The following is a 23,355-nucleotide window of genomic DNA, read 5'->3' as shown; positions in this document are numbered from 1 at the left end:
ACCCCACACCTGCGGGTGCGGCTATCCTAGATGAGTGTTGGTTGCTCGCCGTCCTCTGCCCCACTGTCACGCAAGGCTGCGATAGCTCGCTCAAAATCAGCCAGGGATTCAAAGGCCTGGTAGACGCTGGCGAAGCGAAGATAGGCTACGGTGTCTAGACGTGAGAGCGGCTCTAGGATGCTCAGGCCCACTTCATGGGCATCGATTTCTGCCAGCCCCTTAGCGCGGATTGACTCTTCGACCTCCTGGGCCAGCTTAGCCAGGTCGTCCTCACCGACCGGGCGCCCCTGGCAGGCTTTACGCACACCCGAGATAATTTTTGCTCGGTTGAAGGGTTCGGTGACCCCGGAGCGCTTAATGACCGCAACGGCGGTGGTTTCCACGGTGGTGAAACGCTTACCGCACTCAGTGCACTGACGGCGGCGGCGGATCGCGCCACCGTCATCGGTGGTGCGGGAGTCTACAACGCGGGAGTCGGTGTGACGGCAGAAGGGGCAGTACATTAGTTGCCTTTCGAGCGGGCGGTAATGGCCTCACCGTGGGCGGGCAAATCTTCATCTTCAGCGACAGCTACGATAGCGTCACCGATTTCTGCTAGAGCCTCTTCGGAGTACTCGATGAGCTGCACCGCTTTCATGAAGACGGTGGTGTTCAGCCCCGAAGCAAAGGCAGCAGAACCGCCGGTGGGCAGCACGTGGTTAGAACCAGCGGCGTAATCCCCCAGGGGCACCGGTGAAAAACCGCCAATGAAGATAGCGCCAGCGTTACGGACGCGGCCAGCGACATCCGCGGCGTCCTCAGTGTGAATCTCAAGGTGCTCAGCTGCGTAGGCATCTGCCACGGCAATGGACTGGTCCAGCGAGTCGGTGAGAATAATGCCGGATTGGGGGCCAGACAGGGCGGTAGCGACGCGCTCGGCGTGCTTGGTGGCAGCCGCACGACGGGTGATGGCTTCGGTCACCGCCTCGGCGAGAGCCGAGCTGTGGGTAATCAAAATTGACCCGGCGTTGGGGTCGTGCTCAGCCTGGGAAATGAGGTCAGCCGCTACATAATCTGCGTTGGCGGTGTCATCCGCAATAACTGCGATTTCGGTGGTGCCAGCCTCCCCGTCCACGCCCACCACGCCCTGTAAAGCTCGTTTTGCCATGGCAACAAAGATGTTACCGGGGCCGGTGATGGTGTCTACCGGTTCTAGGGTTTCGCCGTCGTCATCAATTCCGTAGGCCATAGCGGCGAGCGCCTGAGCGCCGCCGATAGCCCAGACCTCGGTGACTCCCAGCAGACCGGCCGCGGCCAGGATGGTGGGGTGAGGCAGGCCTCCGAATTCTTTCTGGGGAGGGGTGCAGAGCACCAGGGAGCCAACACCGGCTGCCTGGGCAGGCACGGTATTCATGATGACGGATGAGGGGTAGACGGCTAGGCCGCCGGGCACGTAGACTCCGGCACGGCGTACGGGCGTCCAGCGGTTAGTGAGCTTGGCTCCGGGAGCCACTTCGATCGTTTTATCGTCAGGACGTTGGGCGGCGGCGAAGGCCCGAGTGCGGGTAATGGCGATTTCAAGGCCCTCACGCACAGCCGGGTCTAGAGCGGCAACCGCACCGTCAATGGAGGACTGGGGCACGCGCAAGGCGCCCTGGGTTACGCCGTCAAAACGCTGTGAGAGCTCGCGCAGGTAGGGGGCGCCGTCGGCTCGCACTCTGGTAATAATGTCTTCGACGGTAGCTAGAGCGTTGCCCACATAGTCACTGGTTTGGCGAGGAACAATCTGGCGCAACTCCTTATAGGAATGGCTGGTGCCGCGCAGGTCGATGGTGCGCAGCATTGGGGCTGCCGGGCTCTGGGTGCTATCGATAGTGCTCACAACACCATTTTATAGTGGGCGTCAAATACCAGCATCTATGACAGGCATAACTCAGCGGGTTCGGTTGATTAACACTTTAATCCGCTGAGCAATGTAACTAGCAATGTAACTACGGGCACATTTCACCTGCTACCATGGTGAGTACCACTCGGGGTGCGCCGTCTCTGGCGCTGAGATCAAACCCGTTGAACCTGCTCTAGTTAGTATTAGCGAAGGGAATGTGTGATGACTCCAACCAGCATGCCAATTGAGATCATTAATCGTACTGTCCGGGCTCGCAACCCTCTGGTGCACTGTCTGACCAACTCGGTAGTTCAGGAAATTTCAGCCAATGTTCTTCTGGCAGTGGGCGCCTCCCCCGCGATGGTGAGCCACCCCGAGGAATCAGGCCAATTCGCAGCAGTGGCAGATGCCCTTCTCATTAACGTGGGCAATCCAGACCCCTACTATGTGGAGTCCATGCGTAGCGCCGTCAAAGTAGCGACTGAACACGGTACACCCTGGGTGCTTGACCCGGTAGCTGTTGGCGGATTGACGGTTCGTACTGAACTAAGTGTCGAGTTACTTACCTCCAAACCCACCGTTATTCGCGGCAACCCCTCAGAAATTCTCAACCTTCACGCTGCTTTCACCCAGCAAGAGCGCTCCGGAGGCCGAGGAGTTGACTCCACCGATTCTGGTGAAGCGGCCCTGGATGCGGCGATAGCCCTAGCTCGCGAAACCGGCGGGGTGGTTGCCCTCTCAGGGGCCACCGATATCATTGTCTCCACCCATCGAGTCACCCGTGTTAGCGGCGGCAGTGCCTTCATGCCTTTGGTGATCGGCACAGGCTGTTCCCTGGGTGCCGTCGTCGCTGCGTACTTGGCAGCCTGGGATGACGCCCACGAAGCCGCGGCCGCCGCTCACGCCACCTTCGCTACGGCCGCCGAATACGCTCACCCCCTTGCAAAAGGCCCGGGAACGTTTCGTGAGGCATGGCTCGATGGGCTTCACCTTGCTGAAGGGTGCACCGCCAGCTGTGAAACCGAGGTGCTCTAATGATAGGTAACTACGGCCTATACCTGGTCACGGATTCTGGCATGGCTGGCGGATGGCAGAAGGTAGCCGGAGTGGTTGCCGAAGCTATTGACGGTGGCGTGAATACCGTCCAGGTACGCGACAAAGAGCTCGACGATACAACCTTCTCTGCCCTCGTCGAGTCAGTTCTTTCCGTCACCGAACCCGCAAAAGTTCCCCTCATCGTCAATGATCGGGTGGAGGTAGCTGCCCGCTTTAGCCTTGATGTGCACATCGGTCAGGGCGACATGCCCCTGGAGACCGCCCGTGAATTACTCGGTGCTGGGCCCCGAATCGGGCTGTCGGTGGGAACCCACGCCGAGCTCCGGGCAGCACTGAGTGGTAGCATTCGCCCCGACCTTATCGGGATGGGGCCGGTCTACGCTACCAACACCAAGAAGGATGCGGGGGCAGCGCTTGGCGTGAATACTTTGCAGGCGCTAGCAACCGATGCCGCTGCATCAGGTATTTGTTCGGTCGCCATTGGCGGGCTCAATACCAGCAACATCGCTGAGGTCAGCAGGACGGGTGTTGCAGGTTGCTGCGTGGTGTCTGCGATTATGGCGGCTACTGATCCAGCCGAGGCTGCCCGTTCTTTGAAGGAGTTGATGGCATGATAGCTCGTGTCATTTCTATTGCCGGTACCGATCCCACGGGGGGCGCAGGTTTACAGGCTGATGTGAAGTCCATTGCTGCAGCCGGTGGCTACGGGATGGGGGTAGTAACCTCTCTGGTGGTGCAGAACACCCGTGGAGTCCAGCAGGTACATACCCCTGACCCGGATTTTTTGGAAGCCCAGCTAAGGGCTGTCAGTGATGATGTAATTATTGATGCGGTCAAGGTCGGGATGATCGCCGACCAGGCCTCTGCTGCGGTGGTGGTGAACTGGCTACGCAACCTGCCCGCCAATATCTCTGTGGTTGTTGACCCGGTGATGGTAGCAAGTTCGGGTCAGGCACTAGCTGACTCGGTATCCGCTGACCTGCTTACCTGCGCCACCGTGCTGACACCAAACATGGACGAACTAGCGGCCCTCGTGGGTAAACCGGCGGCGAGCAGCCGAGCTGAGCTGATTGCCCAGGCACAGGTTTTGGCAGAAAAGACCGGTGCCCTGGTGGTTGCCAAGGGCGGGCACCTGGCAGATGATGACCGGGGCAACACCCTGGTGAACGCCACCGGCGAACTTGCCCACGCTGCGTCCTGGTTTGTGGATACCACTGCCTCGCACGGCACCGGTTGTTCTCTGTCTTCTGCCTTGGCAACCCGGCTGGGTCTGGGTGAGAGCCCGCAGGTAGCTCTTGAATGGGCGACCTCCTGGGCACATGAAGCTCTGCAATATGGTGAAGCTCAGGCGGTGGGAACAGGTAACGGACCCATCGACCACTTCCATCGGTTGCGCCGACAAGCTAAATCGGGTCTGCAGAACCCGGCTGTTCCTGACAAACGTAACCGGCACCAGCCCGTTGTGAAGGCCTCCGGTGAGCACACCCGGGAGCTCTGGGAGTATGCTGGCGAATCTCTCGACCGTTTTGGGTCAGACGGCTTTATTTCCGCACTGATGCAGGGTACTTTGAGCGGGTCACAGTTCACGTTCTACATTGAACAAGATGACTACTACCTCAACATCTATGCTGCGGTTTTGGCGCGTCTTGCTGCTGCTGCTCAGTCGGCTGATGAGCGCAGTTTCTGGGCGGAGTCAGTGACCGGTTGCATCGCGGTTGAACAGGGAATGCACGCCCAGTGGAATCTGGACCCCTCAACGGTACATCCCTCCCCTGCGACTCTGGCTTATACAGACTTTTTGCGGGCTGAGGCTGGAAGCGACTACGTGGTTGCGGTCGCCGCGGTATTGCCCTGCTTCTGGCTGTATGCGCAGTTGGCGGCTTTTGTGCCTGATGCTATTTCAGCGGACCACCCTTATAAGGATTGGGTGGAGGCCTACAGGGATGAGGCTTTCCAGGCATCGACCGCTCGGGCGGTGCAGATTGCCGAGGAATTGCTGGCGGCAGCCTCTGATCATCAGCGGGCGGCAGCGCAGCAGGCTTTCTGGCGAGCTTGCCAGCTGGAGGCAGACTTCTTTGCCCAGGCTCTGTTGCTAGATACGCTCTAGGCCGTCCTCTCAGTGGGCTCGGAGCATGGCGCCGTGTGAGCTCCTCAACAGGCCCACACTGCACTCCGAGAACACACCAGGGTCTACACCATAAAAAACCGCGGTAATAAGAACAATAGTTGCCATTGCAATGATTCAATCATCGCAACCACGCCAGGCACAGCCTCAACCATAAATTTGATTGAGGCGTACACTCCCGCCAAGATCCGGTCACCCCCTAGTCAGTTAGTCAGTAAACCTTACCTTGTGCTGGGTGGGGGGAACCAGAGGCATGGGCTCGTATTCAGCACGTAGCTCGCGCAGGCGCATGGCGTGCTGGCGCAGGGCACGGTCCTCATCGGTCTGCGGGGTGAAGGGGCGGGCAGGCAGCGCGTTGCCGTCATAATCTACCGCAACGTAGGTCATGGAGGCGTGGATAGCTAGGGGCAGTTCCTCGTTGCGTTCGCGCGGGTCACCGGCTCTCAGGTGAACCATGACGCCCATGGTTCGGGCGTCTGTCCGTACCAGACGGGCGGTTACCTCCACCAGATCTCCAATGTGCACCGGCCGGTAGAAGCGCACCCCGCCGGCATAAACAGCTACAGTTCGCTCCCCGCTCCATGCCATGGTCACGCTGGTGGCTGCCTCGTCAATCCACTCCATGGCGGTGCCGCCATGAACGTTGCCGCCCCAGTTAATGTCGGTGGGCTTGGCGAGAAAACGATGGGTAATTTCTGGCGCCGTGGAGTTTGAAGAATAGGTCTGCGCTATCATCTCGTCTTCAATAGCGTTGCGCAAATCAATGCGCGAAATAGCTGCCTGTTGCACCCGCTTCTCTTCATCGGTGACCGGAACATAGGGGGTTACCGGCTGGGACTTACGGTTCTCGTCCATAGCTACGAAGATCACCAGACAATCGCAAGCACGTGTGAAGAGACCGTCACGGGGGTCAGCCGACAGCACTTCATTGACGATGTGCATGGTGGACCGGCCGGTGTAGACGATGCGCGAGCGCACCTCCACCATGTGCCCGGACGGGATGGGTCGGGTGAAGTGGATATGGCCAACGTAGGCGGTGACGCAGTAGGTGCCGGACCAGCCCACGGCACAGGCGTAGGCCGCCTTATCGATCCACTCCAGTACGCGGCCTCCGTGCACCCCCTGGGAACCTGCTGACAGTACATCGGTGGGCGCCGCTAAAAAGCGCAGGGTGATGGAGGGCGAGGGGGTGGTAAGGCTGCTCTGGGTGCTGTTCATGATTGGTTCTACTTCTTTGTAGGTGGGTGTTGATTGTTCATTCTAAGGCTGTTCTACCTGTTTCTTCGTGTATTGGGGAGGGGAGTGGGAAAAACACCTGCTGGTTTGAGGCGATAAAGGGGACGCGGGTTGCTGGAATCCATGAGAAAACCTGCGTTGGCCCCTGAATCAAGAGCAGAATCTCATGGTTCCCTACAAGTGCTGAATCCGTCCCCAAAACAGCAAGAAAAACCGATTTGACTAGTTTTTTTACCGCAGCAACTCCACCTTTGAAGGCATTCATGAAAACAATCTCATTCCACTTTAATTTTCCTTTCATAATGCACTCATAGAGTTTTCTTAGAACAACAAAAGGTGGGTACCATCCCACAGCCCAGCCATTAGGGCGTGAACCGAGGAATCATGCAACATATGCTCCCACAAGTAGCTAGCGCTCAGCCTGTGCGCGTGGTGCTCTACAGCCACGATTCCCAGGGATTGGGTCACGTCCGCCGCAACCTATCCATCGCCCACCATATAGCCCGCCACTTCCCCAAGTTAACCGGCCGACCGGTGGCGGGATTACTCGTCTCCGGTCTGCCCTATGCAAGCACCTTCCCACTGCCTGAAGGCTTTGACTGGGTCTTCATCCCCAGCATCCACAAGGCAGAGGGAGCTTATGCATCACGCTCACTGAATGCCAGCACCAAGCACCTGATTGGCCTTCGGTCGCAGCTCTTACACGCCTGCCTGCTAGGCTTCAACCCTGATTTGGTCATCATCGACCGCCATATCTTTGGTGTCATGCGAGAACTCCAGACCCCACTCATCACCCTGCGCCAACGCAACCCAGAGGTCCGTGTGGTACTGGGTCTACGTGAAGTTCTGGACGCCCCCGAGGTAGCACATGCCGAATGGTTCAAACACGGTGACCCCCAGAACCTCCGTCATCTCATTGACGCGATTTGGGTCTACGGAGACCGGAAGGTTCACAACCCCGTAGTAGCTGGCGAAGTCCCCGAATGTTTGGCTGATCTGGTGCGTTTTACCGGCTACCTTGCACAGGGCAGGGAGCTGACCGAAGTGCCGACCGACCCCGGGCTCACTACCCCTTTCATTCTCAGCACAGCCGGCGGCGGTTCTGACGGCTACCAGCTACTGCAGACGTTGGTTCGCACCAAGGTGCCAGATGGCTACCAACATCTGGTGGTTGCCGGGCCACAAATGAATAACCGCAAACTACTCAAGCTACAGGCCAAGGCTGCTGCTGGAACCCGCGTGGTTGGCTCCCTTCCTGGGCTCAGTGGGCTCATGGAACAAGCTGCCGCTGTGATTTCAATGGGTGGCTACAACTCGGTCAACGAAATTCTTGCCACCGATACCCCAGCTCTGATTGTCCCTCGGGAAACACCGCGCACCGAACAGCTCATCCGTGCCCGTGCCCTGCAGAAAGTGGGGGCCGTGGATCTGTTCCAGGTGGAAAACCTAACGTCTGCTCTGACCGGTACCTGGCTGGCACAGGCGGTCGGCAGCAGAGTTGATCGTTCAGGAATTAAACGGAATGGGCTAACCAAGACAGCCAAACTAGCAGCAGAAACTTTCACTAATACATACCCCGCTCCCCGGGAGGAAGCATGCACCGCATAGGTTACGTTCTTAAGGTTTACCCCCGCTTTTCTGAAACCTTTGTGGTGACAGAAATTCTGGCCCGAGAAGCTGCCGGAGCAGATCTTCGCATCTACGCGATGCGCCCCACCACCGATGCTCGTTTTCACCCAGAACTGGCCCGAGTCAAAGCGCCGGTCACCTGGGTGCCTCGCCCCACCAACGCCAACCGCTTCTGGCAGCAGGTCACCGCCTCTACCCAGGACCCCGAAATCCTAGCCAACTTTGCATCCATCCTCCCTGAGCTCACCGAGCTAGAGGCCAGCGATGTGGCTCAGGGCTTCGCGCTGGCGCAACGGGTCAAAGCTGACGGCATCACCCACCTGCACGCCCACTTCGCATCGCTGGCCGGGCGCATGGCCTGGGTTGCTTCCAAGCTAACTGGCATTCCCTATACCGTGACCACCCACGCTAAAGATATTTTCCACGAGTCGGTTGATCCCATTTGGCTACGCAGGATTTGTGGGGACGCCGCCCAAGTTCTAGCCATCAGTAGGTTCAACGAGGGCTATCTGCAGAAGGTTCTCACGGACACCGGCGCCAACCTAGTCTTGCTCTACAACGCACTGGAGCTTTCACGTTTTGAGTACGTCAAGCCCTCCCTACCCACAGGTACGTTGCGTATCGCGGCTGTGGGCCGTTTTGTACCCAAGAAGGGTTTTAGCGAACTCTTGGGCGCTGTCGCCATCTTGGCTGAGCGAGGCGTAGATTTCTCTCTGACCCTGGGCGGGGACGGCGAGCTTGATGAGCAGCTTCGCCAAAAAGTTGAACAGTTGGGGCTGACCCAGCAGGTCACCATGCCCGGGCCCCTCACCCAAGAAGAAGTACGCCAGCTGCTGCACAGCAGCGACGTTTTTGTAGCCCCCTGCGTGCCAGCGGGCGACGGCAACATGGACGGACTGCCCACGGTTGTTCTCGAAGCCATGGCCTGCGGCGCCCCGGTAGTTACCACGTCTGTTACCGGCCTACCCGAGGTGATCCGAAACGGTGAAACCGGTCTGCTGCTAGAACCGGGCGACGTGCCGGCTCTTGCTGATGCGCTGGCAAGCATCGCATACGGGGATGTTGACACCCCGGCACTGGCTGAGGCCGCCCGTCAACTCATTGAACAGAACTTCGATAGCAACTTTCAGGCACAGCGCCTGAACACCCTAGAAACCACGGAGGCACCCTAATGCGTATCGCCTACCTCAGCCTTGACCCCGGCATCCCCATCTTTGGTAGCAAGGGTGCCTCCGTGCACGTCCAAGAAGTGGTGCGGGAATTTCTGGCGCTGGGCCACGAGGTCAGCGTTTTCACGACCCGCAAGGGCAAAGAAGTGCCCGCTGACCTTGCCGATCTGCCGCTGCGCGAGTACAAAATCGGCACTAAAGACGCCGCCGAGCGCGAACTTGCCCAGCAGCAGATCACAGCGGCAATGGTCGCCGACATCGCTGAATGGGGTGCGGATTTTGTCTATGAGCGCTACTCCCTCTTCAGCACGGTTCTTGCAGACACCACCCTGCCCGGGATTCTTGAAGTCAACGCCCCTCTGATTGATGAACAGAAAACCCACCGCGTTCTAGTAAACGAAGACCAGGCTTTCACCGCCCTCACCCGTCAAGCTCAGGCAGCCAGTGCCGTCGTCTGCGTCTCTGACCCGGTCCGCGATTGGGTACTGACTCATGTTCCCACTGCTCAGGCGCACACCGTGCCCAACGGCGTCAGCATTAACCGTATCCAGCCCTCGCCTGAGGCAACCGGCACCCCCGTTGTCACCTTCGTGGGTACCCTAAAGCCCTGGCACGGGGTATCTGACCTCATTGAGGCAGCTGCCTGCGCCCAGCACGACTGGCTACTCCGCATCGTCGGTGATGGTCCAGAACGCGTGTCTCTAGAAACACAGGCCGCGAAGCTAGGGGTACAGGTGGACTTCCGCGGTGCCGTCGTGCCCGAAAACATGCCAGCTGAAATTGCCGGCAGCGCTCTGGGCGTCGCCCCCTACCCCGCTGCCAGCAATAGCTCAGAGCACTACTTCTCCCCGCTGAAAGTCTACGAGTACCTAGCTGCTGGGTTACCCGTGGTAGCCACCGACATCGGCCAGATTCCCGAGCTCATTGACGGAGCAGGTTTGCTGGTGCCGGGTTCAGACCCAGCGGCCCTAGCGGCAGCTATCGATCAGTTGGTAGCTGATCCCTCAATCCGTGCCCGGTTGGGCGCTACTGCCCGCACATTAGCCGTGCAAAAGCATAGCTGGGGCAGCGTCGTCGCCCGAATCTTTGACCTAGCGCAGGTGCCTGCCTGTGGCTAAGTCTAAACGCATACAAAAACGCGCGTTGCGGCGTACCTTGGAGCTCCTTGCCCCAAATATCAAGCCGCAGAGAACCCTGGCAGCCGGTGGCGTCGTCGCCCTGCTCTTTGAGGTGGCCTTCCGCGTGCTAGAGCCCTGGCCCATGAAGTTCGTGATTGACGCGGTTTCGGTTTCTCTGGGTGCAAACCAGGCAGGCCCTGCAGCTTCAGTCTCCCTGCTCATCTGGTGCGGAGTTGCCCTGATTCTTATTGTGAGCCTGCGTGCGCTCTCCAACTACATGGCAACCGTCGCCTTCGCGTTGGTTGGGTCCCGTGCGTCCACTCTGCTACGCGCCCGCGTCTTTTCCCACGTTCAGGGCCTGCACCTGGGCTTCCACGCCCGCAACCGCAGCGCCGATACCGTTCAACGCATTGTGGGCGACGTGGGCAAGCTCCAGGAGGTAGCCGTTACCGCTGGTCTGCCTCTGATGGCTAATATGCTGACCCTGGTCATCATGCTGGTGGTCATGCTCATTATTGACCCGGCGCTCTCACTCGTGGTGGTGCTCGCGTTGGTAGCCTTCCCGCTCCTATCGCGCGGCACAGCCAAGAAAATTACCACTGCCTCACGGAAGACCCGCAAGGCAGAGGGCCAGCTAGCCAATACAGCTCAAGAATCACTGTCCTCCATCCAGGTGGTACAGGCCTACGGGCTCGAAGAGCACATTGGCGCCCGTTTTACCTCGGCTAATAAAAAGTCGCTCAAGGACGGCGTGCAGGCTAGACGTCTGGCTGCCCGTTTGGAACGCGGGACCGACGTTATCGTGGGTCTAGCAACAGCCGCAGTACTCGTGGGCGGCGCTCTGCGCGTCATGCAGGGAGCGATGACGGTGGGCGACCTTGTACTCTTCACCACCTACCTGAAAACCACCATGAAACCCCTGCGTGATATGGCAAAATACACTGGACGTATAGCCCGAGCCACCGCAAGCGGCGAGCGCGTTGCCGACCTCATGGACGTCGAAAGTGAACTGGCGGTTCTCGCTACCCCCGATGACCTCGGTGCCGTCAAGGGCGAGGTGTCCTTCAACGATGTGCACACTGACTATGAGGGGCACCCGGTCTTACGAGGTCTCAGTCTCACAGCTCGCCCCGGTGAGTTGGTAGCGGTCATCGGGCCTTCAGGAGCCGGCAAATCTACGCTGGTATCTCTCTTGGTGCGAGCTCAGGACCCCAACTGGGGCACCGTGACTATCGATGGTGTCTCGGTGGCTAGCGCCGATCTTGATGAGCTTCGTTCCAGTGTTTCCCTGCTCCATCAGGAGGCGGTGCTCTTTACCGGCACGGTTCGAGAGAACATTCGCTACGGCAGGTTTGATGCCACGGATGAGGAGGTTGAGCAGGCCGCACTGGCAGCCCATGCCCACGCTTTCATCGAGACCTTGCCCCACGGTTATGACACGGTGGTGGGTGAACGCGGTGGCACGCTCTCAGGTGGTCAGCGTCAGCGAATCGCCATTGCCCGCGCGCTGCTGCGCAACACCCCCATAGTGATTCTCGATGAGGCAACAACCGGTCTTGACCCGGAATCGGCATCACTGGTGATGGATGCTATCGAGAAGCTCGTTGCGGGGCGAACCACCCTGGCGGTGACCCACGACACTGAGGTCGCTCTACGAGCTGACCGCGTGGTGTGGTTACAGGACGGTCGGGTTCTGCTCGATGACTCCCCCACCGCTTTGCTGGCTAACTCCAAGGAGTTCCGCCAGTGGGTCAATGCCGGCCAACAAAACCTTGATGATATTCGAATTGGAGATACACCATGAACGCTACGGTGATGTATACCGAGCAGATGCTGGACGCCAGCTGGCTCTCCGATGCTCTAGGGGCGCAGGTAACAGCGACTTCACTTCGTGCTAAGCCGGGAACCTCGCTGACAGCCTCCTTCGCCTCTGCCGGTGCAGAAGGTCAGGACGCCTCAGGCTGGGTGCGTCTGATGTGGCCGGCCGGAGCAGGTAAGGCAGAAAAGCATAGACGCAAAGCAGCCAAGTTGGGCTTAAGCGTGCAGCAGAGTGAGTTGCCCGATGGTTTTACTCTCCAGTGGGGTGGGGTTAAAACCGACCCTAAGCTAATGATGCATCTCGTTTCCTTTGAGGGTCTGGATGACGGTGAAATTCTGCGCTATAACCCCTTGCGCCGCCTGGTGATCCGCAACGGTTATCGAGTCTCCCGCATCGTCACCTCCGCAGACCCCCACAGCACTGACCTCTACCGTTTTGTGGGTTTACATGTGCCTGTACCTGAAGTGCTGGACGCCGATACGGGCACCGGTATGGACGTGCTGCGTTTCGTGGGCACCAGGGATCTCAGCTCGGGTCTCTCCACTACTCAAGCTACGTCTGTCGGTGCGCTCTTCGCTGGTCTGCATGCTTCGGTTTCTTCTCTACCCAACTACCTCAATCGTCATCTGGCGGCTAAGAATATTTCTCCTGCTGTCCAGTTAGAAGCGCATGCTTCCCTCTTTGATGTGCTGGCTCCAGAACTTGCTGGCCGCACCCGTGCACTGGCCACAGCGTTCAAGCCCCTATCAAGGCCGCCGGTATTGCTGCACGGGGATGCCTCACCGGACCAGGTTCTGACGGATGAGGCCACCGGGGCGCTCTGGCTTACTGACTTTGACCGGGCTTATCTGGGCCCAGCCCCCGTTGATATTGGTTCTTTTATGGCAACCTCACCCACCGAGGTCAGTGCCGCCTTCTTGGAGGGCTACAGCAGCACGGCGGGGCACAGGCTGCCGGTTCTAGATCTTCAACATGCCTTGGCTGGAGCTCTTGCCCTGCGTCTGGCCGACCCGCTCCGCAGTGCTCAACCCGGCTGGAAGGCCGAGGTTGAGGCGGCCCTGAGCAGAATTGAGCAGATGCTATGAGTGCTAATACCACGGCTTTAGAAGCCCTGCGACGCTACCACCGCACTAGCCCGGTGCGCAGAGCGTGGCCGGCCAAAGACGGTGCCCTCATTTTTGAAACATTCGACACCCAGGGGCTCCTGCGCGCGGGGAAGGTCACCGCTGAAGGGAATATTTCCCTGCTCATCTATGGGACTGATAAGAAGCTACCCTGGTTAGAAGCGGCTGTGGACGGCGGTGCGCAGCTTCTGGTGCACCGGGCCGGCAAACGCGCCGTCACCAGGGAACACCACGCAGTTACTAAGCACCTACGCCCCGGTAAGGCAGAAAAGGTAGCAGCTCTATCCAGCAGCTTGGGTGAGGTTTTTGAAGAGGCAGGTTTTAGCTCGGCCAGCGTCCTTGCGGTGCGCGAGCAATCTCTTGATTTTTCACTTCTGCCCGGCCAGACCTTGCTAGAGCTGGGCGATGACTCCCTGCCGGCATGGGAGGTCTTTGCAGACTCCTGGAAACGGTTTTTGACCCTGGGGAAAGATCTGGCTGATGTGACTCACTACCCACTCCACGGCTCAGTGGAGGAAAAAAGGGTGCTAGCCCAATGGATTAAGTCTGCTCGCAACTACGCCGCTCTCGACCGCATCAACGACCTCGAGAGGGCAGCAGAAGCCGTTGCAACCGCTCTGGCAGAAAAGCCGGATCAGCTCGTCCTGCTTCACCGTGATCTCCACGATAAGCAGCTGCTCTGGGACGGTTCGCAGCTGGGAATTCTTGACATTGATACCGCGGCAATCGGCGAAGCTGCCCTGGATGTAGGCAACCTTCTGGCTCACATCGAGCTGCGCCGAATCCAGGGGCATCTCACCGCTGAAAAAGCCGCCGAAATCACCGTGATTTTGTGGGATCTCGCCCAAGAGGCCGGAATCAGCCCTCAGAGACTCAGGGCCTACACCCAGAGTTCCCGCATTCGGATCACCTGCGTTTACGCTTTCCGCCCCCGCTCCGCCCCTTGGCTTGCTACCTGGCTTGATTGGGCACTAGCCCACACCCCCTCAGTTTTTTAAACATCACCATCTCAAAGGAACATTTCATGAAAATCTCAGTCATCGGTTGCGGCTACCTCGGTGCCGTCCACGCAGCGGCTATGGCTCAGCTTGGTCACGAGGTCATCGGTGTTGACGTCGATGCCTCCCGCATCGAGGCGCTGGCTGCGGGCCAAGCCCCCTTCTTTGAACCGGGCTTCCCCGAGATTCTGCGCACCGCCTTAGATTCGGGCAAACTCCGCTTTGCTCTGGCTCCCGCGTCAGAAGAACTCGCTGACGTTGACGTCCACTTCATCGCTGTGGGAACCCCGCAGTCTGAGGACGGCAAGGCAGCTAATCTCACCTACGTGAACTCCGCCGTGGACATGGTGCTGAAGGCTATGCCCAGCTCTGATACCGCCGCTGAAGCTGGCCGTCCCGTCATTGTGGGTAAGTCCACCGTTCCCGTGGGCACTGCCTCTGCCCTAGCCCCTCGCATCGAAGCCGCCGGCGCCACCCTGCTGTGGAACCCCGAGTTCCTGCGTGAAGGCTTTGCGGTTGCAGACACTCTGCACCCGGACCGACTGGTCTATGGTCTACCCCAGGATGCTGAACGGGCTAAGACCGGTGCTGCTGCACTGGAGAGGGTCTATGCTCCCCTGCTGGCAGAGGGTATCCCCCTCATCAAGACCAGCTACCCTACCGCCGAGCTGGTTAAAGTCGCCGCTAATTCCTTCCTCGCTACCAAGATCAGTTTTATCAACGCGATGGCTGAGCTCTGCGAGGCTACCGGTGGGGATGTCACCGAGCTTGCCACCGCTATCGGTTATGACGAACGTATTGGCAACAAGTTCTTGAAGGCCGGTATCGGTTTCGGTGGAGGTTGTCTGCCCAAGGACATCCGAGCCTTCCAGGCCCGGGCCGAGGAGCTGGGCGTTGAAAGCGCGGTTAGCTTCCTGCGCGATGTGGACGCTATTAATCAGCGCCGTCGCGACCGCGTGGTCACACAAGCAATCAAGATTTTTGACAGAGAGATTGAGAACGCAAAAATTACGGTTCTGGGTGCCGCGTTCAAGCCCAACAGCGACGACATCCGTGACTCCCCTGCTCTTGAGGTGGCGCTGCGTTTGGCGGACGCCGGCGCTCAGGTAACCATTACCGACCCCGAGGCGCTACCGAGTGTTGCTACCCGCTACCCCCAGCTCATCACCGAGGCAGATGTGTTGACCGCACTGACGGGCAGTGATCTGGTGCTTTTACTGACGGAATGGGCCGAGTTCGTCAACATTGACCCTGTGCAGGCGACCGAGCTGGTGGGCACCGCTCGTATTATTGACGGGCGTAATGCCCTTGACCCCTGCATCTGGCAGGGCGCCGGCTGGAGCTACGCCGGACTCGGCAGGTAACTTTCTCGACCCGTCTTAGGACCTGCCGCCACCTTACCTTGTGTGGGGTCTGCTTTCTACTGCGACAGAAACAAAGCTGTTGAAAGGAAACCCCGCTGTTCTTTACCGGGCGCAGTCGGTTCACTGGCTATTGGACATCAACTCAACTTCGGTTTTGTGCAGATTGCTGTGAACAGCGTGAATCTATCAGAATACAAAGAAACGCCTTGTCATCACCATTTCAGAAGTTACCTTCTAAAGGTAGTTTGATATTTTTATAAAAATTATAGTAAATGCCAACGTATTATTATGAGGAATGATGTAGTTGCAGAGTGTCAACCTGAACCGAGAAGTCGATACTAGGCAATGCCCCTAATTCGTTGAAGTCTGGTTTCCTTAATAAAGGCACAAATATGAAAAATAACGCTACAACTAAATACCGTAGTCAGAAGCTAACAACCCTAAAACTCAAAAAAGCGTCTACTATCAGAAAGATGGAGGAAGACGGTTGGGAGCTAACAGAGGTCGTTGACGGTAAACTTCAAACAACGTTGCACTTCCGTAAACCTGTAAAACCCATCAACATGAAGATTGCCATTCCAGCGGCAATAGCCACAGTAGCTTTACTCGCTACGGCCGGAATCCAATCAACACTAGAAGAAGAAACTGACCAAGAAGCGTCCGTTGCGGCATCACAGTCCCAAACCACCACACCTTCACATTCCAATACACGCGCTTCCACCGCTCCAGATTCGATGGCTCCAGCCAGTACCATTCATTCCGAGCATTCAGAAGCTAGTGCCTCCCCCACTCCATCGCCAACCCCTGTAGGAATTATTACCTCTGCAAATAATCCTGAATTTGAATTAATTATTAATGAAAATGATCCCTGTAGTGAAAGCATCAGGGACTTTGCATCAACATATGACGGGGAAACAGTTAGCTTTGATGGATCCATCGTGAACATCTTAAAACTTGAGGGATACAGGACGGTTGTGGACGTGCTTATCTCACCTGGCGACTTTAGTGAAACATCACAAAAAGGACCATATTTTAAGTTCGAAGAAGTTCAACCCGCTGTCTCTATGCATTTTCCAGCGGATGACCCTGCAGAGAGTATTTATGTGGGGCAAAATTTACATTTTGAAGCAGAAATTGAATCCTTTGATCAAAATTCCTGCCTGTTTTATCTTGACCCCATCAAGACAACATCACGCTGAATCATCGTTTGACCTATATAATCCAGCTGATTTTTAGTCTCCGGTTGTAAAGCCCTTTATGGCTTTACAACCGAAGCTTTACCCTGTTTTGATATTTCTAGCTGTCTAAACAGGCCGGGCCCAGTAGCACCTTGAGGTCGCCGAAGAGCGCGGGGTTGGGGGTGACGCGCAGGTCAGGTGCCAGGCGCAGCAGCAGTTTCTTGGTGCGGGTGGTCATGGCTATGCGCACTTCTGATTCACCGCGGTGATTCTTCAAAATGTCGCGTAGCTGGCCCAGGGTTTCCTCGGTCGCCTTGTACTCGGGAATGACAATGGTGACCGGGCCGCCGGTGCCGTCCGCCGAGATTTCGGGGATGTGCAGCTCCTGAGCGCTGAGGGTCACCGACCCATCATCGCGGCGCTGCAGACGGCCCTTGATGGTACAGATGAGATCCTCAGAGAGGACGCCGGCAATCGGCTCATAGGCACGGCCAAAGAACATGACCTCGATAGAGCCGGTGCGGTCTTCAAGTTCCAGGCGGGCATAGGGGTTACCCGATTGCTTGGCGATGCGGCGGGAGACCGAGGTGATCATGCCGGCAACGGTCACGATAGCGCCATCGGGCTTGACCGAATCCTCCGAGAGCAGCCCCTGAATCGTTGAGTCTGAGAGGGCGTCCAGCGCCTCTTCTAGCCCGCGAAGGGGGTGGTCTGAGACGTACAGGCCCAGCATTTCACGTTCGAAGTTGAGTTTGTCGCGCTTTTCCCATTCGGGGACGTCCGGGATGGCGACGGCGAAGTCCCCTACCGGGTTATCGTCTTCACCGCCCAGACCACCGAAGAGGTCAAACTGACCGGCAGCTTCCTGGCGCTTGACCGAAACGGTGGCGTCAATGGCTTCTTCATGAACCATGGACAGCGGGCGGCGTTCATGACCCAGCGAGTCGAAGGCGCCAGCCTTAATGAGGGAGTCCACGGTGCGCTTGTTACAGACCACCACGGGCACCTTGCTGAGGAAGTCGTGAAAGGACTCGTAGCGGCCCTTCTCTTCGCGGGTAGACACCATGGCCGAGACCACGTTGGCACCCACGTTGCGGATAGCGCCCATACCGAAACGGATGTCGTCCCCAACGGGGGTGAAGTTCAGGGCTGATTCGTTGACGTCCGGTGGGAGCACCGTGATTTTCATGTGACGGCACTCGTTAAGGTAGAGCGCTAGTTTGTCCTTATCATCGCCCACCGAAGTTAGCAGAGCTGCCATGTATTCCTGCGGGAAGTGGGCCTTGAGGTAGGCAGTCCAGTAAGAAACGAGACCGTAGGCTGCTGTGTGCGCCTTGTTAAAGGCGTAGTCAGAGAAGGGCAGCAGAATGTCCCAGAGAGCTTTCACAGCGCCTTCAGAGTAGCCGTTATCCAGCATGCCCTGGTGGAAGGTGGCGTACTGCTTATCCAGTTCTTCCTTTTTCTTCTTGCCCATGGCACGGCGCAAAATATCTGCTTCACCCAGCGAGTAGCCCGCTACCTTCTGGGCGATCGCCATAACCTGCTCCTGGTAGACAATCAGGCCGTAGGTGGTATCCAGAATTTCAGCCAGAGGCTCTTCGAGCTCGGGGTGGATGGGGGTAACTTCCTGCAGACCGTTCTTACGCAGGGCGTAGTTGGTGTGGGAGTTAGCGCCCATAGGGCCGGGGCGGTAGAGCGCGAGCACCGCGGAAATGTGCTCGAAGTGGTCCGGCTGCATGAGCTTGAGCAGCTGACGCATGGGCCCGCCATCCAACTGGAAGACACCCAGGGTGTCCCCTCGTGCCAGCAGTTTGTAGGACTCCACATCATCGATTTCCAGGGTTTCCAGATCAATCTCTTGATCGCGGTTCATTTTGATGTTCTCAAGGGCATCAGAAATGATGGTTAGGTTACGCAGACCCAAGAAGTCCATCTTAATCAGGCCTAGGCCCTCGCAGGTGGGGTAATCAAACTGAGTAATAACCTGCCCGTCCTGCTCACGGCGCATGATGGGGATAACGTCAATGAGGTTGTGGCTGGACATAATGACGCCCGCCGCGTGCACGCCCCACTGGCGCTTGAGGCCCTCAAGGCCCTTAGCGGTTTCAAAGACCTTGGCTGAATCGGGGTCGGTTTCGATGAGCTCACGCAGATCGCCGGCGTCCTGGTAGCGCTTATCCTCGGGGTTGTAGACGTTGGCGAGAGCGATGTTCTTTCCCATGACGTCATCCGGCATGGCCTTAGTCAGGCGCTCACCGGTAGAGAAGGGGTAGCCCAGGACGCGGGAGGAATCTTTCAGCGCCTGCTTAGCCTTGATGGTGCCGTAGGTGACAATCATTGCCACCTTGTCTTCGCCGTACTTCTCGGTCACGTAGTGAATGACCTCAGAGCGGCGGCGATCATCGAAGTCCACATCGAAGTCGGGCATGGAGACGCGGTCGGGGTTGAGGAAACGTTCGAAGATCAGGTCGTGTTCCAGTGGGTTGAGGTCGGTGATACGCATGGCGTACGCAACCATCGAACCTGCACCAGAGCCACGGCCCGGGCCCACGCGAATGCCCTGTTCCTTCGCCCAGTTGATGAAGTCGGCAACCACCAGGAAGTAGCCGGGGAAGCCCATCTGCGAGATGATACCCACTTCGTATTCAGCCTGTTTGCGGACGTCGTCGGGGATGCCTTTGGGGAAACGGTAGTGCAGGCCTCGTTCAACTTCTTTGACGAACCAGGATTCCTCGTTCTCCCCCTCGGGCACGGGGAAGTTGGGCATGTAGTTTGCCTTGGTGTTGAATTCAACGTGGCAGCGCTCAGCGATTTCCATGGTGTTATCGCATGCTTCGGGGAAGTCGCGGAAGAGCTCGCGCATCTCAGCCGGGGACTTGAGGTAGAAGTCATCGGCGTCGAATTTGAAGCGCTTGGGGTCCTGCAGGGTTGAACCGGACTGGACGCAGAGCAAGGCGGCGTGCGCCTTGGCGTCCTCTGCGTGGGTATAGTGCAGGTCGTTAGTAGCCACTAGGGGTAGGTCTAGCTCCTTGGAGAGCTTGATGAGGTCGGTCATCACCTGCTTTTCGATGGACAGCCCGTGGTCCATAATTTCGCAGTAAAAGTTCTCTTTGCCAAAGATATCGCGGAAGTCGCTGGCAGCTTGCACCGCTTCCTTGTACTGCCCCAGGCGCAGGCGGGTCTGCACTTCACCCGAGGGGCAACCGGTCGTTGCAATGATGCCTTTGCCGTAGGTCTGCAGCAGGTCGCGGTCCATACGGGGCTTGTAGAGCTGGCCCTCCAGGGAGGCCAGTGAGGACGCCCGGAACATGTTATGCATGCCCTCGGTAGTCTCTGCCCACATAGTCATGTGAGTGTAGGCACCGCCACCGGAAACGTCGTCGCGGCCGCCGTCCGCAAACTTGACACGGGTGCGGTCCTGACGCGCGGTGCCGGGTGTCAGGTAGGCTTCAACTCCAATGATGGGCTTGACACCAGCCTGGTTGGCCTTGTTCCAGAAGTCAAAGGCACCAAAAAGAAAGCCGTGGTCGGTAGTTGCCAACGCGTTCATGCCCAGCTCTTTGGAGTGGCTAAAGAGGTCTCCTAGACGGGCAGCACCATCTAGCATGGAGTACTCGGTATGAACGTGCAGGTGAGTGAAGTCGTTATTAGCCACGAGGGTTTCCTGTTCGGTGCAAGGTGCCGGTTGAGGGGGGGGTGCTTTAGAAGTTGCCGTCTGCCAGAGAGTCCAGGGCGAACTGCAGGTCAGCCGGGTAGGGGCTCTCGAATTCAACGTAGTCCCCGGTGCGGGGGTGCGCAAAGCCCAGCTTGTGAGCGTGCAACCACTGACGGGTCAACCCCAGGTTGGCTGAAATCATGGGATCGGCGCCGTAGGTTAAGTCGCCAGCGCAGGGGTGGCGCAGGGCTGAGAAGTGAACGCGGATCTGGTGGGTGCGTCCGGTTTCAAGGTGCACTTCAACCAGGGACGCCGGGCCGAAAGCTTCGATCAGTTCGTAGTGGGTAACGGCGGGCTTGCCGTCCTCGTTCACCGCGAACTTCCATTCGCTACCGGGGTGGCGGCCGATGGGGGCATCAATGGTGCCCTTGACAGGGTCAGGGAGCCCCTGAACCAAGGTGTGATAAACCTTGGTAACGGTGCGGTCTTTAAAGGCGTTCTTCATGACCGTATAGGCCTGTTCGTTCTTGGTCACCACCATAAGACCGGAGGTGCCAACGTCCAGGCGGTGGACGATGCCCTTGCGTTCGGCGGCACCGCTGGTGGCGATTTCAACCCCGGCATGTTTGAGGGCCCCAACCACAGTAGGGCCGTGCCAGCCCATAGAGGGGTGGGCTGCCACGCCGGTTGGCTTATCAACTACTACAATGTCATCATCCTCGTAAACGATGCTGAAACCATCCACCTGTTCTGCCTCAATCTGGGTCAGGTCTCGGGGCGGGGTGCCATCCACCGAAATCTTATCGCCTTCAGTTACCTTGGCTGAAGCTTTGGTTTTGAGGGGACGCCCGGTAGCAGCCACAGCGGCGACCTCACCGTTCTTAATCCAGCCACTCACCGTTGTGCGGGCATGTCCAGAGATTTCGGCCAGCAGAGCATCCAAACGCATGGCTGCCTGGGTGGCCTCGACGGTGTGTTCGATATTGATGCGTTCACTCACGACTTACTTCTCCTCTTCTACAGCAATTTTTTTGGCTCTTACTTCACGGTTGCCGTCCATTCTGATCCCCAAAAAGGTCAGGAGAACAATGACGCCCATCGAAACGCAAATGGCTGAATCAGCCAGATTAAAGATGGCAAAGTTAGGGACCGAGATGTAGTCCACCACGTGCCCGATACCAAAGCCGGGTTCGCGGAAAAGTCGGTCATGGAGGTTACCTACGATGCCGCCCATCAAAACTGCCAACCATACCGTCCATGCCAAAGATCGCGCACGCGCAATCAGTACCACGCAGACCAGAGCGCCCAGGGTAGAAATAATGGTGAAAATCCAGGTGGTGCTCTCCCCCATCGAAAAGGCTGCGCCGGGGTTGAGATAGTAGCGCCACCACAGCAAACCATCAATCACAGCGATGGACTGGCCCACATACATAGTGGTTTCAACAATATGTTTAATGATTTGATCAGCGCCATAGACCAGAAGGAAGAGAAAAGCAGCGAGCACTAACTTTTTAACCCCGCTCACTCGTCGAACCGGAGTCAAAGCGGTATCTTTTTGCTGGACCTCTGTCACGGCACCCTTTCGTCACCCTTTGATTCTTAATCAGCCTCTAGCTTATCGCTTATCTCTCCCAGGTCGCACGAGTTGCAGTATCTTAAACATCTCAGGCGGCAACCTTAGTTGGTTGCCGCCTGAGCAGGAATTGAGAACAGTACTAATTCACAACTGACTCTTGAGCCGGGAAAGCATTATTTTTCTTGGTCTGATTCCAGAGCTAGAGACTGCTGGCCTGTTACAGGAGAAGGAGTATCCAGGGGTTCAAGGTGAGGGGTTTGTTCCAAGGCCGACAGCTGCTCAGTAATATAGGTGCGCAGTGAAGAGCGGTAGGTGCTTTCAAAGCTACGCAGCTGATCGACAGACTGTTCAAGTTCAACCTTAGTCTGCTCGAGTTCACCGAGCACCTGGCTTGACTCTTCGCGAGCAGTCGCTACCAAGTTGGCAGCCTCTTCCTGGCCCTCACCGATCAAACGTTCACGCTCACGCTTACCTTCGATGACATAATCATCGTGAACCTTCTGAGCCAGGGCCAGAAGACCGGCAGCATCGGAGGGAGTAGCGTGCGATACCTCTACCTCGGGAGCAGCTTCAGGCACATCAATAAATGCCGGAGCTGTGGAGGCTGGAGATTCTGCCGCTGTGAAAGGAGCCTGAGCCTCTGCTTCTTCATGCTGACGCTTTAGGCTACTATTTTCAGCGTTCAAACGGCGTAACTCGATAACAATTTCATCGAGAAAATCGTCAACCTCTTCGGGGTTATATCCCTCTTTAAACTTGGTTGGCTGAAACCTTTTGTTGATAACTTCCTCAGGCGTAAGTGCCACGGTAGTTCACCTCTAATTCTTTGTTTTCGCACTTCTCATTCATCTCACCAGCAAACTATTGGTAGGTGGATTTCATTGAGTTCTCAAATTCTTTATAAATTTTTGAATCATGAATATAGATGAAAGTGAAGCTAGCTTTACCCCGGTACGAGTCAGTAAAGCCTGTAGTTCCCCTTACTACAACAATAAACTACATGCTGTGTGGGGAGGTTGCAAGAATAGAGGCGGGCAACCCCCATGAGCTAATCATCACGCTTAGACCCTTGACTTTGAAAGAAATTTCGTGAACTTATCACCTTTCAAAGGGCAGAAAAGCGCTGTGCCTTATGAGGCGCGAATAGTCAAAGACATGAGTACGGTTTGCACGACAAATAGACCGATGAGCACGAGCATGAAACCCAAGTCGAGTGATATACCACCCAAACGAAGAGGCTTGATATACTTCCGGGCACGGTTCATAGGAGGGTCCGTCACACCGTAGACGAAGGAAACAAGAATGAGCATAAACCCTTGAGGCCGCCAGTATCGTGCAAACATCTGAATCCAGTCAAGCACCAGGCGCGCCATAAACACAACAATCAGCAAATAAACTGCGATTGTTAGGAAAGCAAAAATATAACCCACGAAAAACTACTTCG

General features: G+C 57.3%; 20 protein-coding genes and 1 riboswitch. Of the genes, 11 read left to right on the top strand and 9 right to left on the bottom strand.

The genetic code is table 11. From position 1 onward, the window contains the following. Positions 1 to 26: 26 nt before the first annotated feature. A complete protein-coding gene (gene nrdR, locus L6990_RS02625) occupies positions 27 to 503 on the bottom strand; it encodes a transcriptional regulator NrdR (protein WP_237202522.1) in 477 nt (158 codons plus the stop codon). Next, positions 503 to 1,822, bottom strand: coding sequence for a histidinol dehydrogenase (gene hisD / locus L6990_RS02620; protein WP_237202754.1), 1,320 nt, complete (start codon positions 1,820 to 1,822; stop codon positions 503 to 505). The genes nrdR and hisD overlap by 1 nt, the downstream gene beginning before the upstream one ends. A 178-nt stretch (positions 1,823 to 2,000) precedes the next feature. Next, positions 2,001 to 2,097: riboswitch (TPP riboswitch) on the top strand. On the opposite strand from hisD, the gene thiM reads away from it, so the two are divergent. The 3 genes from thiM (at position 2,087) to L6990_RS02605 (ending at position 5,027) form a co-directional block, all read left to right on the top strand. Further along, a complete protein-coding gene (gene thiM / locus L6990_RS02615; protein WP_237202521.1) occupies positions 2,087 to 2,899 on the top strand; it encodes a hydroxyethylthiazole kinase in 813 nt (270 codons plus the stop codon). (Overlaps the previous riboswitch by 11 nt.) Beyond that, a complete protein-coding gene (gene thiE, locus L6990_RS02610; RefSeq protein WP_237202520.1) occupies positions 2,899 to 3,534 on the top strand; it encodes a thiamine phosphate synthase in 636 nt (211 codons plus the stop codon). Before thiM ends, thiE begins: the two co-directional genes overlap by 1 nt. Beyond that, positions 3,531 to 5,027, top strand: coding sequence for a bifunctional hydroxymethylpyrimidine kinase/phosphomethylpyrimidine kinase (locus tag L6990_RS02605; protein WP_237202519.1), 1,497 nt, complete (start codon positions 3,531 to 3,533; stop codon positions 5,025 to 5,027). The genes thiE and L6990_RS02605 overlap by 4 nt, the downstream gene beginning before the upstream one ends. A 225-nt stretch (positions 5,028 to 5,252) precedes the next feature. Here L6990_RS02605 and L6990_RS02600 read toward each other — a convergent pair whose 3' ends face one another. Both L6990_RS02600 and L6990_RS02595 read right to left on the bottom strand, forming a co-directional pair. Then, positions 5,253 to 6,263: an acyl-CoA thioesterase gene (locus L6990_RS02600; RefSeq protein WP_237202518.1), complete on the bottom strand. Its 1,011-nt coding sequence runs from the start codon at positions 6,261 to 6,263 to the stop codon at positions 5,253 to 5,255. A 37-nt stretch (positions 6,264 to 6,300) separates the two neighbouring features. After that, complete coding sequence (locus L6990_RS02595; protein WP_237202517.1) at positions 6,301 to 6,582, bottom strand: hypothetical protein; 282 nt, start codon at positions 6,580 to 6,582, stop codon at positions 6,301 to 6,303. Between the two features lie 83 nt (positions 6,583 to 6,665). On the opposite strand from L6990_RS02595, the gene L6990_RS02590 reads away from it, so the two are divergent. The 8 genes from L6990_RS02590 to L6990_RS02555 all read left to right on the top strand — a co-directional run bounded on the left by L6990_RS02590 (position 6,666) and on the right by L6990_RS02555 (position 16,701). After that, a complete protein-coding gene (locus L6990_RS02590; RefSeq protein WP_237202516.1) occupies positions 6,666 to 7,889 on the top strand; it encodes a glycosyltransferase family protein in 1,224 nt (407 codons plus the stop codon). Continuing rightward, entirely contained in the window at positions 7,877 to 9,082 is a 1,206-nt protein-coding gene (locus L6990_RS02585; RefSeq protein WP_237202515.1) for a glycosyltransferase, read from the top strand. The genes L6990_RS02590 and L6990_RS02585 overlap by 13 nt, the downstream gene beginning before the upstream one ends. Continuing rightward, entirely contained in the window at positions 9,082 to 10,197 is a 1,116-nt protein-coding gene (locus L6990_RS02580; RefSeq protein ID WP_237202514.1) for a glycosyltransferase family 4 protein, read from the top strand. The genes L6990_RS02585 and L6990_RS02580 overlap by 1 nt, the downstream gene beginning before the upstream one ends. Continuing rightward, complete coding sequence (locus L6990_RS02575) at positions 10,190 to 12,001, top strand: ABC transporter ATP-binding protein (RefSeq protein WP_237202513.1); 1,812 nt, start codon at positions 10,190 to 10,192, stop codon at positions 11,999 to 12,001. Before L6990_RS02580 ends, L6990_RS02575 begins: the two co-directional genes overlap by 8 nt. Further along, positions 11,998 to 13,101, top strand: a complete 1,104-nt coding sequence (locus tag L6990_RS02570) for an aminoglycoside phosphotransferase family protein (RefSeq protein WP_237202512.1) — start codon at positions 11,998 to 12,000, stop codon at positions 13,099 to 13,101. Before L6990_RS02575 ends, L6990_RS02570 begins: the two co-directional genes overlap by 4 nt. Beyond that, positions 13,098 to 14,138, top strand: a complete 1,041-nt coding sequence (locus L6990_RS02565) for a phosphotransferase (protein WP_237202511.1) — start codon at positions 13,098 to 13,100, stop codon at positions 14,136 to 14,138. The genes L6990_RS02570 and L6990_RS02565 overlap by 4 nt, the downstream gene beginning before the upstream one ends. A gap of 26 nt (positions 14,139 to 14,164) precedes the next feature. Next, positions 14,165 to 15,502: a UDP-glucose dehydrogenase family protein gene (locus L6990_RS02560; protein WP_237202510.1), complete on the top strand. Its 1,338-nt coding sequence runs from the start codon at positions 14,165 to 14,167 to the stop codon at positions 15,500 to 15,502. A 392-nt stretch (positions 15,503 to 15,894) separates the two neighbouring features. Beyond that, a complete protein-coding gene (locus L6990_RS02555; protein ID WP_237202509.1) occupies positions 15,895 to 16,701 on the top strand; it encodes a DUF4839 domain-containing protein in 807 nt (268 codons plus the stop codon). Between the two features lie 97 nt (positions 16,702 to 16,798). Here L6990_RS02555 and dnaE read toward each other — a convergent pair whose 3' ends face one another. The 5 genes from dnaE to L6990_RS02530 all read right to left on the bottom strand — a co-directional run bounded on the left by dnaE (position 16,799) and on the right by L6990_RS02530 (position 23,341). Further along, positions 16,799 to 20,335 carry a DNA polymerase III subunit alpha gene (gene dnaE, locus L6990_RS02550; RefSeq protein WP_272879257.1) on the bottom strand — a complete coding sequence of 1,179 codons (3,537 nt, stop codon included), beginning with the start codon at positions 20,333 to 20,335 and terminating at the stop codon, positions 16,799 to 16,801. A 46-nt stretch (positions 20,336 to 20,381) separates the two neighbouring features. Continuing rightward, positions 20,382 to 21,284, bottom strand: a complete 903-nt coding sequence (locus L6990_RS02545; RefSeq protein WP_237202752.1) for an RluA family pseudouridine synthase — start codon at positions 21,282 to 21,284, stop codon at positions 20,382 to 20,384. A gap of 54 nt (positions 21,285 to 21,338) precedes the next feature. Then, positions 21,339 to 21,908, bottom strand: a complete 570-nt coding sequence (gene lspA, locus L6990_RS02540) for a signal peptidase II (protein ID WP_237202508.1) — start codon at positions 21,906 to 21,908, stop codon at positions 21,339 to 21,341. 176 nt (positions 21,909 to 22,084) lie between these two features. Further along, a complete protein-coding gene (locus L6990_RS02535; RefSeq protein WP_237202507.1) occupies positions 22,085 to 22,717 on the bottom strand; it encodes a DivIVA domain-containing protein in 633 nt (210 codons plus the stop codon). A gap of 324 nt (positions 22,718 to 23,041) precedes the next feature. Next, positions 23,042 to 23,341 carry a YggT family protein gene (locus tag L6990_RS02530; protein WP_237202506.1) on the bottom strand — a complete coding sequence of 100 codons (300 nt, stop codon included), beginning with the start codon at positions 23,339 to 23,341 and terminating at the stop codon, positions 23,042 to 23,044. Positions 23,342 to 23,355 lie beyond the last annotated feature (14 nt).

This window comes from Rothia endophytica, assembly GCF_928381505.1.
Classification (GTDB): Bacteria; Actinomycetota; Actinomycetes; order Actinomycetales; family Micrococcaceae; genus Rothia; species Rothia endophytica_A.
Note: the sequence above shows the minus strand (reverse complement) of the source record. Positions and strands in the feature narration are given on the sequence as shown.

Coding starts and splice junctions, on each gene's coding strand:
- nrdR (WP_237202522.1), bottom strand. CDS start 503: ATGTACTGCCCCTTCTGCCGTCACACCGACTCCCGCGTTGTAGACTCC.
- hisD (WP_237202754.1), bottom strand. CDS start 1,822: ATGCTGCGCACCATCGACCTGCGCGGCACCAGCCATTCCTATAAGGAG.
- thiM (WP_237202521.1), top strand. CDS start 2,087: ATGACTCCAACCAGCATGCCAATTGAGATCATTAATCGTACTGTCCGG.
- thiE (WP_237202520.1), top strand. CDS start 2,899: ATGATAGGTAACTACGGCCTATACCTGGTCACGGATTCTGGCATGGCT.
- L6990_RS02605 (WP_237202519.1), top strand. CDS start 3,531: ATGATAGCTCGTGTCATTTCTATTGCCGGTACCGATCCCACGGGGGGC.
- L6990_RS02600 (WP_237202518.1), bottom strand. CDS start 6,263: ATGAACAGCACCCAGAGCAGCCTTACCACCCCCTCGCCCTCCATCACC.
- L6990_RS02595 (WP_237202517.1), bottom strand. CDS start 6,582: ATGAAAGGAAAATTAAAGTGGAATGAGATTGTTTTCATGAATGCCTTC.
- L6990_RS02590 (WP_237202516.1), top strand. CDS start 6,666: ATGCAACATATGCTCCCACAAGTAGCTAGCGCTCAGCCTGTGCGCGTG.
- L6990_RS02585 (WP_237202515.1), top strand. CDS start 7,877: ATGCACCGCATAGGTTACGTTCTTAAGGTTTACCCCCGCTTTTCTGAA.
- L6990_RS02580 (WP_237202514.1), top strand. CDS start 9,082: ATGCGTATCGCCTACCTCAGCCTTGACCCCGGCATCCCCATCTTTGGT.
- L6990_RS02570 (WP_237202512.1), top strand. CDS start 11,998: ATGAACGCTACGGTGATGTATACCGAGCAGATGCTGGACGCCAGCTGG.
- L6990_RS02565 (WP_237202511.1), top strand. CDS start 13,098: ATGAGTGCTAATACCACGGCTTTAGAAGCCCTGCGACGCTACCACCGC.
- L6990_RS02560 (WP_237202510.1), top strand. CDS start 14,165: ATGAAAATCTCAGTCATCGGTTGCGGCTACCTCGGTGCCGTCCACGCA.
- L6990_RS02555 (WP_237202509.1), top strand. CDS start 15,895: ATGAAAAATAACGCTACAACTAAATACCGTAGTCAGAAGCTAACAACC.
- L6990_RS02545 (WP_237202752.1), bottom strand. CDS start 21,284: ATGCGTTTGGATGCTCTGCTGGCCGAAATCTCTGGACATGCCCGCACA.